Raw genomic sequence first — 8415 nt, forward strand, 5'->3', positions numbered from 1 at the left:
GGCCAGATGAAATCAAATTTAATTGCTTCAGCGACAAGTAGTTTGCCACCTTCGCCACTGAATCACATGATTCAGCGTTATACCATGTCAGATGCGCATTTTGAGCGCATCTGCCAGCTTATATATCAACGTGCGGGTATTGTGCTGGCCGCACATAAACGGGAGATGGTTTACAACCGTTTAATTCGGCGTTTGCGTACCCTTGGAATACGTGATTTTGGGCAATACCTGTTCATTCTTGAAAGCGACATCAATAGTGAAGAGTGGCAGGAATTTATCAATGCGTTGACAACTAACCTGACGGCTTTTTTCAGGGAAGCTCATCATTTTCCTCTGTTAGCTAAACATGCAAGTAAGAAGAGTGGATCGTACCGGGTATGGAGTGCTGCGGCATCGACAGGAGAAGAGCCATATTCGATTGCAATGACGTTAAGCGATGTGTTGGGAGAGCGTTTTCAGCGGGTAAAGATTATTGCCAGTGATATTGATACCCATGTACTGGAAAAAGCCCGCAAAGGGGTTTATCGATTGGATGAATTGCGTCAACTGACCGATCAACAGAGAAAGCGTTACTTTTTTAAAGGCGTTGGATCTTATGAAGGTTATGCTCGTGTCCGGCCCCAACTTGCTGACATGGTGACATTCCAGCGTCTAAACCTGTTAGATCCCAATTGGCCGTTTGAAGAGAAGTTTGATGCCATTTTTTGCCGTAACGTTATGATTTATTTTGATAAAAAGACGCAGGAACGGATACTGCGCCATTTTGTCGCTTTGTTAAAACCCGATGGATTGCTCTTTGCAGGGCATTCTGAAAATGTCACTCAAATAAGCCGGGAATTCTACTTGCAAGGACAGACCGTTTACGGTGTAGGCCGGGCAAGGAGAGGTCATGAATAAAATAACTGTTCTTTGTGTCGATGATTCAGCGCTTATGCGTCAAATCATGCGAGAGATCATCAATAGTCACCCGGATATGGAGGTAGTGGCTTGTGCGCCAGATCCACTGGTAGCACGTGATCTCATTAAGAAGCATAATCCACAGGTACTCACACTGGATGTTGAAATGCCACGCATGGATGGTATTGATTTTCTAGAAAAATTAATGCGCTTACGGCCAATGCCTGTGGTTATGATCTCTTCTCTGACAGCCAAAGGTTCCGAAATCACATTAAGGGCATTGGAACTTGGCGCTGTTGATTTTGTAACCAAGCCTCAATTGGGTATTCGTGAAGGCATGTTGGCTTACAGCGAGCTTATTGCGGAGAAAATACGGACAGCGGCACAGGCTAAATTATCTGTGCCAATAGCCACGCCAATAAGTTCTGTGCCTTTAAGTTTTAAGCCTCTGTTGTCCAGTGAAAAACTGATAGCAGTCGGTGCTTCTACTGGTGGGACGGAAGCCATAAAGAATTTATTGCAACCGTTACCTGTCACCAGTCCGGCACTGCTTATTACTCAACACATGCCGCCTGGTTTTACCCGTTCTTTTGCTGAACGGTTGAATAAACTTAGCCAAGTTACCGTAAAAGAGGCTGAAAATGGCGAACGGATTTTGCCGGGGCACGCCTACATTGCTCCGGGGGATCGCCATATGGAACTGTGCCGTAATGGTGCTGATTACCAGATTCTAATCACCGATGCGCCGGCTGTTAATCGTCATCGTCCGTCTGTAGATGTGTTATTTCGATCAGTGGCTAAATTTGCCGGGAGAAATGCTGTCGGTGTATTGCTGACCGGCATGGGCAGTGATGGCGCGGCAGGTTTACTGGAGATGAAACAAGCCGGAGCGTACACATTGGCGCAGGATGAGGCAAGTTGTGTGGTATTTGGTATGCCAAGAGCCGCGATACAGATGGGGGCGGTGGATGAGGTGATGGACATACACAAAATAAGTAAGAAAATGCTGGCAAAAATAAGCTTGGGGCAGGCTGTCCGTATTTAACGGTTGTCGGATATACCCTATGGATTTCAAGATGGATCGCGACGGCAAGGGAGTGAATCCCCGGGAGCATAGGTAACTATGTGACCGGGGTGAGCGAGTGCAGCCAACAAAGAGGCGACTTGAAAGATGATGGGTATAAATTTAAATTTTTAGCGGCTCTGTGCTAACTGGTAAATAATTTCAAGGAGTTTTTATGGCGAATAAGGATCTGAAATTTTTGGTGGTTGATGATTTTTCAACCATGCGTCGCATTGTTCGTAACCTTTTAAAAGAATTGGGCTTTAATAATGTAGAAGAAGCTCAAGATGGGGCAGAAGCCCTGACTAAAATCCGCTCCTCTCACTTTGACTTTATTATCTCTGATTGGAATATGCCCAATATGGATGGTTTAGAGTTGCTAAAAGTCATTCGTGAAGATGCCCAATTGGCTAAGATACCGGTTTTGATGGTGACAGCGGAAGCGAAGAAAGAAAACATCATCGCCGCCGCACAAGCCGGGGCCAGTGGTTATGTTGTTAAACCTTTTACCGCAGCTACTCTGGAAGAAAAGCTCAACAAAATATTTGAAAAACTGGGCCTCTAAGGAGAGATAATGAGTGTAAATCCAGTCATGCCAAGGGATGAGACCATTAGCGCCAGTGAAATTATCAGCCGTATCGGCCAGCTTACGCGTATGTTGCGTGATAGTTTACGTGAGTTGGGATTGGATAAAACTATTGCTCAGGCGGCTGAAGCAATACCTGATGCGAGAGAACGTTTGGACTATGTTGTACAGATGACAGCGCAGGCGGCGGAAAGGGCGCTTAATTGCGTTGAAGCGGCGCAACCTCGTCAGAACGAATTAGAGTCATCGGCAATATCACTGAAAAAACGTTGGGATGAGTGGTTTGAAAACCCAGTTGAGATGCCTGTGGCACGTTCATTGGTTATGGATACCCGGAATTACCTCAATACGGTACCTGAACATACCGCATTCACTAACGCTCAACTGCTAGAGATCATGATGGCGCAAGATTTTCAGGATCTTACTGGCCAGGTTATTAAGCGGATGATGGATGTTATTCAGGAAATAGAAAAACAGCTAGTGATGGTATTAATGGAAAACATGCCGGCTGATCAGGTGATAAAAACCAAGAAAGAGACTGACAGTTTACTAAATGGTCCGCAGGTGAATCAAAATGGCGTGGGCGTTATCGCTAATCAGGCTCAAGTTGATGATTTACTGGATAGCTTAGGTTTCTGAATAAACGTGGCAGGGGTAAACCTGCCACTCAGGATTAAAGATTTTCTGGAAATTGTTGACCACGATATAAAGAGGTCAAATGACTTTCATCGTCAGCGGTGGGTTATGTGTCCAACGATATTTGCTGCCAAAAGTGCGTAGATGTACCCGCAATTTTGCTTCCCTTTTCAGGCCGCGGGAGTTTTCGTTCTCCCCCCGATGGGTAATTCTTGCAGCCAATGGATCATAAATAATAACGTATTATCGATTGGATTGAGCAAGGTTAAATTTTTGTTTGATGATGAGAATAGCTTCACCTCTATTCATAACATTGACAGCTTAACGAAAGCTGTTTTATTACTGAAACGTCATTAGCGGATTCTTATCCATCATCCGAACAAATATTGGCTGTTGTCCATGCAGGTGGACGACTCAATTACATTTTTAATCAATTGCCAGAAAACTCATTACCAATAGAGAAGGAGCAGAGGATAATATGACACAGCATAAAGAAAAATTTGATGGTTTGGCTAAAGGTTATGATCGCTACCGCCCTCGTTACCCGCAGGTACTTTTCCGTGAAATTTGCCATTGGCTGCCTAAAGACAGGGCATTGTCTATTGTCGATATTGGTGCCGGAACCGGCATTGCTCTCGAAGGGCTGGCAAATCTGCTTGGTCAGCAACACCACTACACTGCCATTGATATTTCGCAGGATATGATCGACACCGGTAAACAGAAACTGCCGTGGGTCAATTGGTTACATGGCAGCGCTGAACAGCATCTCGCCAATGTGGGTAATCCTGACTTAATCATGGCAGCACAATCTTTTCAATGGATGGATCGGGCAACGGTGTTAAATCTGGTCAGAAACAGTCTGGCAGAGAATGGCATCATAGCGATCCTGCAAAATAACCGAGATTACCGGCATAGTGAATTTTTGAATGAGTATGAAAATCTGCTGGAAGAATTAAGCCCTAACTATATCCGTCACTATCGGGATTTTGATTATGCGCAGGAATTGAAAACAGCATTTCTGTATGAAAATGCCCTCCATATTACATTCAATACCTGCTGGAGTATGTCTATTCCCGGCGAAGCATTTATCGGGATGAGTCGTTCATCGACTCAAGTGCAACGAGCTTTAGCTGTCCACGGTGAGTTATTTATCGAAAGATTAAAAATGCTGGTGGATAAATATCAATTTGAGGGGAAATTGGCAATTTTATATGAAAGCCAACTGTTTATGGTTGTTAAGCAGGTTAATTCTGGAAACGAATAATATCAGAAATGGCGATCAGCTTCTCTATACCAACTGAGGAAGATATCAAGGAAATATGGCACTCTTGCAAGACGTTTATCTGCCATTTGTGGCTGATTTTATGTCGGCAGCGCTGAATGAAACGCCTGTCAGTATTATGGAGAAGTTAATTTATTGGAAAATTGCTAAATATGATAATCAGATTGTTGCCATCCATGTCGTTACATGTAGCAACTATTACTAAAGGTGAAACAGCTTATAGCCGCCGTTTCACCTTCTCCTTGGAAGCCAGACTAATAAAATAAGAGCGTAGCGATAATATCTAAGCCAAATACAATATCCAGAGAGCGCCAAGTTTTTATTACAGCGATATCCTACTTAATGAGGTACTTCAAATTTAAAGTAATCGCTGAGGAGAGTTATTTTATCGTCCATAATTTCGATTAATGTCACGCCCATATTGCTATAAATATCACTGTTTTTACGACGCCCTTCATTTTCCCAAATAACGCAAGCATGGTTATTATTAGCAATAAAACCAGTTTTCGTAAAATGTAAATATTCAAAATTTGAGAACAGTTTTTTGAGAAAAATAAGCGACATCTTTTTACCTACCATTGGAGGAATACCCGGATAATAAAGTGAAATATCTTCGGAAAAAATATTATCCAGTCGTTTAAGGTCATACTGATTCATTGAGATAAGAAGTTCTGCGGTTAATTCATTTATTCGGTTCATCATGTTTTGTCCTCTGTTTTATTTACCGACATAATCGTGTTATTTAGGCTTGGCTGACTACTTCATTTTCCTGCTGCAAAACGTTCAATCGTTGCACCAGTTGGCTGACCCTTGGGGCGTTAAATAGATCGCGCAACGTGATTTCAACGCCGAAGTCACTACGCACTCTTGCTATTACCCGCATTGCAACCAAAGATTCGCCGCCAAGCTCAAAGAAATTGTCCTCTGGAGAGATATTTTCTAATCCCAACAACTCGGCAAACAGATGACAAAGCGCGAGTTCCTGTGGACTGGAAGATTTACTTTCATTGACTACTGCACTGTTCCACATAGGTTTCGGCAACGCTTTACGATCTAACTTTCCATTAATGGTCAACGGGAAGTGATCAAGTTGCACTATGGCCGCTGGAATCATCGCTTCGGGCAAGCGTGTGGCTAGATTGGACCGTATTAACTGTGGTTCAAGCGTAATACCCTGATGAGCAATGACATAGCCCACCAACCGCTTCTGTTGACCTTCATCTTCACGCACAATGACCTCGGACTGCACGATATCAGGGTGTGCATTCAGCGCTGCCGCGACTTCGCCCAATTCAATACGGAATCCGCGGATTTTAACCTGATCGTCAGTGCGGCCAAGGAAGTCCAATACCCCATCCCGACGCAATCTTGCCAGGTCGCCAGTGCGGTACATGCGCGCATCTGTGCCGACAAAAGGATCAGCTATAAAGCGTTCAGCGGTGAGTTCAGGACGATTCAGATAACCACGCGAGACTCCTGCGCCGCCCACGTATATCTCACCCACAAAACCTACCGGAACCGGGCGCTGAGCCTCATCAAGAATATAAATACTGAGATCGTCGATAGGTTCACCAATAAGGCTTGAAGCAGGTTGCGCAATAACTTCACGTGAAAGAGGGAAATAGGTCACATGTACAGTGGTTTCAGTAATACCATACATATTGATCAATTGAGGAGCGTTATCAGCGTGTCTTTGATACCACTCCTCCAGGATATGGGCATTCAGCGCTTCTCCGCCAAAAATCACCATGCGCAGCGCCAAACTCTGCCCAAGCTTAGGCGCTTCGCGATCAGCATGGATCAACGCTTGAAACGCTGAGGGCGTTTGGTTTAACACCGTTACTTTTTCGCTAACCAAAAGCTGCAAAAAATCTGTAGGTGAACGGCTGACTTCCCAGGGAACAATTACCAGTCTTCCGCCATTCAACAATGCTCCCCAACACTCCCAGACAGCAAAATCGAAAGCATAAGAGTGAAACATTGTCCAACAATCAGTTTCAGAGAAATTAAACCAGCGTTGAGTACTTTGTAGCAAACGCATCACATTGTGATGAGTCACTACCACGCCCTTGGGCACACCGGTGGAGCCAGAGGTGTAAATGATATAAGCGGGATGCGCTGAAATCAGCGGTTGCAAGCGCTCTTTATCAGACAGATCAGCAACACTCTGCATTTCCAGATGGGCGATCAACTCGGGATCATCTAGCGATAACATGGGGGTATTGGTTGCCAGTCGTTGCGCAATTTCACGGGTGGTGATCACACAAGCGGGTTTAGCATCGTCAATCATAAAATCAAGACGACTTTGTGGATAATCCGCCTCCACTGGCACGTAAGCAGCACCCGCCTTGATGATAGCCAGTAGTGTCACCATCATCTCAATAGAACGTGGTAAGCAGACCATAACACGCTGTTCCGGGCCTATTTGCCGGGATACCAGATAGCGTGCCAGTTGGTTAGCATGTTGGTTCAATACCGTATAGTTCACATTCTCCTGTTGATAAGTCAGCGCCACATTATTCGGCGTTGCAATTGCTTGTTGTTCAAAGCGTGAGGTCAGTGTTTCCTCATTATTTGATTCTGTGCGCCGTGCAGGTAATAGGCTCTCTCCCAGGTGCCAGCCTGGCAATATCAGTTCACCAATGGGGCGTGATATATCTGCCAGCAATTCAGTGATGAAGTGCTGAAAAAGAGATTTTTGAAGGTTAATATCGTGGGGAGTGTAGAGGTTATCATTGGTATCGAGCGTAAACTGCAAATTGCCGCCTTCGTCATGATAATAAATGGTCACAGAGAGGTCTTCCACCGGCCCGCTGGACAAATTTTTGGTACGCCCAAAATTACCGGCAAAGCTCACATTGCTGTTAAACAGCATCACATTAATATTCTGCGCAAACAAGCGGGGGGCGGAACCATTTCGCTGTAAATCACGATAGATATCTTCAGAACGATACTGCTGGTGTTTAAGTAACTGGCGGATTTCCTGGCTGACCTGCTTACTAATGTCGCCTATGGAATGAGCAGGATCTATTGTCAGACGCAGAGGTAATACATTGGATACCATACCTGGAATACTACGTAACGCACGCCCTGAACGCGCAGTGACTGGCATACCCAAAGTAATATCCTGCTTATCGGTCATACGAGAAATCCAAGAAGCAACGATAGCAATAATAATTTGTGCCATACTACTTCCGCTCTTTTCACTCAGAGTACGCAGAATATCGTTGACCTTTGCCGGGATTTCACACTGGGTGCAACTAAACGAACCTAAATCGGCGAACTGACCGGGTTTCGCTCCCACGGCAAGGCTCTGTGGCTCACTTCGTCCTGCCATATACTGTGACCACCACTGGCGGTCATGTTGAAAATTTTCCGAGCGGCGATATTCTCCATCGAAAGCCAACAGATCGCTGAGGGGGCCGAAAGGATTTTCCAGCTCATCAGCGCCAGTAAATTTCTGGGTATACAGTTCAGCAAGCCGCTGAATCAGCAACGTAGTGCCAAAAGCATCACTAGCCAGATGATGGACACGGATAAACAAAAGATAATGTTCATCACTGATTTTTAGCAGCGCAAAACCAAACAACGGCCCCTGTGTTAACTCCATCGGCCGCACTAATTCAGCCTTCATCCAGATTTCAGCTTCTGCTAATGCATCCACATGGTTAGATAGATCAATAAGTGGGCAGCTCCATTGCAGATTGGTCACGATCTGTTGCTGTGGTCCTTGTGGATGTTGCACAACCACTACTCGTAAACATTCAGCTTCATCTATCAACTGGGACAATGCTGCGTTAAGCGTCTCAATATCGATAGCGCCTGAAATATCAATATAACAACCCGTATTGTAAATTCCTGAGCTTACATTTAATTGTTCCGCCAGCCAAATTTCCTGCTGTGCTGCGGTCAGGGGGTAATAGGTTCCTTGATGTTGTTTCATAATTAATC

The 8415-nt window shown here is 44.8% G+C and carries 8 protein-coding genes; 6 read left to right on the top strand and 2 right to left on the bottom strand.

Annotated elements, in window-relative coordinates; all coding sequences use genetic code 11:
• Positions 1 to 6 precede the first annotated feature (6 nt).
• The 6 genes from cheR (at position 7) to EAE92_RS00810 (ending at position 4669) form a co-directional block, all read left to right on the top strand.
• The gene (gene cheR, locus EAE92_RS00785; RefSeq protein ID WP_214066690.1) at positions 7 to 897 is read left to right on the top strand and encodes a protein-glutamate O-methyltransferase CheR; all 891 of its coding nucleotides are present in this window, start codon (positions 7 to 9) and stop codon (positions 895 to 897) included.
• On the top strand, positions 890 to 1942 hold the full coding sequence (locus EAE92_RS00790) for a protein-glutamate methylesterase/protein-glutamine glutaminase (protein WP_214066691.1): 1053 nt from the start codon (positions 890 to 892) through the stop codon (positions 1940 to 1942). The genes cheR and EAE92_RS00790 overlap by 8 nt, the downstream gene beginning before the upstream one ends.
• Before the next feature lie 193 nt (positions 1943 to 2135).
• Positions 2136 to 2525 carry a chemotaxis response regulator CheY gene (gene cheY, locus EAE92_RS00795; protein WP_065390654.1) on the top strand — a complete coding sequence of 130 codons (390 nt, stop codon included), beginning with the start codon at positions 2136 to 2138 and terminating at the stop codon, positions 2523 to 2525.
• A 9-nt stretch (positions 2526 to 2534) separates the two neighbouring features.
• On the top strand, positions 2535 to 3185 hold the full coding sequence (cheZ, locus tag EAE92_RS00800) for a protein phosphatase CheZ (RefSeq protein ID WP_036775773.1): 651 nt from the start codon (positions 2535 to 2537) through the stop codon (positions 3183 to 3185).
• A gap of 475 nt (positions 3186 to 3660) precedes the next feature.
• The gene (locus EAE92_RS00805) at positions 3661 to 4446 is read left to right on the top strand and encodes a class I SAM-dependent methyltransferase (protein ID WP_214066692.1); all 786 of its coding nucleotides are present in this window, start codon (positions 3661 to 3663) and stop codon (positions 4444 to 4446) included.
• A gap of 55 nt (positions 4447 to 4501) precedes the next feature.
• A complete protein-coding gene (locus EAE92_RS00810) occupies positions 4502 to 4669 on the top strand; it encodes a hypothetical protein (protein ID WP_214066693.1) in 168 nt (55 codons plus the stop codon).
• 134 nt (positions 4670 to 4803) lie between these two features.
• On the opposite strand, the gene EAE92_RS00815 is transcribed toward EAE92_RS00810, so the two are convergent.
• Both EAE92_RS00815 and EAE92_RS00820 read right to left on the bottom strand, forming a co-directional pair.
• Positions 4804 to 5166 carry a nuclear transport factor 2 family protein gene (locus tag EAE92_RS00815; protein WP_246544928.1) on the bottom strand — a complete coding sequence of 121 codons (363 nt, stop codon included), beginning with the start codon at positions 5164 to 5166 and terminating at the stop codon, positions 4804 to 4806.
• Between the two features lie 40 nt (positions 5167 to 5206).
• Positions 5207 to 8407 carry a non-ribosomal peptide synthetase gene (locus tag EAE92_RS00820; protein WP_214066694.1) on the bottom strand — a complete coding sequence of 1067 codons (3201 nt, stop codon included), beginning with the start codon at positions 8405 to 8407 and terminating at the stop codon, positions 5207 to 5209.
• Positions 8408 to 8415 lie beyond the last annotated feature (8 nt).

The sequence above is a fragment of the Photorhabdus hainanensis genome, from assembly GCF_018448965.1.
GTDB lineage: Bacteria > Pseudomonadota > Gammaproteobacteria > Enterobacterales > Enterobacteriaceae > Photorhabdus > Photorhabdus akhurstii.